The organism is Streptomyces recifensis, assembly GCF_002154615.1.
Lineage (GTDB): Bacteria > Actinomycetota > Actinomycetes > Streptomycetales > Streptomycetaceae > Streptomyces > Streptomyces griseoluteus.
On record NZ_MUNH01000908.1, the window covers coordinates 375 to 835 of the forward strand.

A 461-nucleotide genomic window follows, 5' to 3' on the forward strand; every position below is an offset into this window, starting at 1 on the left:
CCGCCGACGCGGTGCTCCTGTGGTGGCGCGAGAAGGACGGCGACCTCTTCGACGCGCTCACCGACGCCCTGACCGGCCTCACCTCCGGTGGTCCCATCTGGCTCCTGACGCCCCACCCGGGCCGCGACGGACACGTGGAGCCCGCCGAGATCGCGGAGAGCGCGACCGCCGCCGGGCTCAGCCGGACCCCCCTGGACGTGGCGGTGAGCTGGGCCGGCACCCGGCTCGACCTGCTGCGGCGGGGTACCCCGTAGGACCGGGCCTAGCGTTCGCTGCCGTCGCCGAGGGCACTGTCGGTGATGTCGCCTCCGGCGGCGATGCCGTCGCGGGCCGCGTGCACGTCGCCATGGGTGCGGCGGGCGGCGGTGGGCGGGGTGCGGGGGCCGGTGACCTTGGAGTTGTCGCCGAGGGCGGAGCCGGTGATGTCGCCTCCCGCGGCGACGGCGCCCCGTCCGGCGCGG

Annotated in this window: 2 protein-coding genes and 1 pseudogene (1 of these 3 only partly in view); 2 read left to right on the forward strand and 1 reads right to left on the reverse strand. The window is 77.2% G+C overall.

Going from position 1 to position 461, the window contains the following annotated elements; all coding sequences use genetic code 11:
• Both CCN33_RS33610 and CCN33_RS33615 read left to right on the forward strand, forming a co-directional pair.
• Positions 1 to 72: the 3' end of a DUF3052 family protein gene (locus CCN33_RS33610; RefSeq protein WP_279628235.1), read on the forward strand. 147 nt of this gene lie to the left of the window's left edge; the window shows 72 of its 219 coding nt (coding positions 148-219); its start codon lies off the left edge, out of view; the stop codon is at positions 70 to 72.
• Positions 12 to 254 (forward strand): DUF3052 family protein, encoded by a 243-nt coding sequence (locus CCN33_RS33615; protein ID WP_279628236.1) that lies wholly within the window; start codon positions 12 to 14, stop codon positions 252 to 254. The genes CCN33_RS33610 and CCN33_RS33615 overlap by 61 nt, the downstream gene beginning before the upstream one ends.
• An 8-nt stretch (positions 255 to 262) precedes the next feature.
• Here the strand turns inward: CCN33_RS33615 and CCN33_RS32430 are convergent.
• Positions 263 to 461, reverse strand: a pseudogene (locus CCN33_RS32430) (hypothetical protein); the annotation flags it as partial.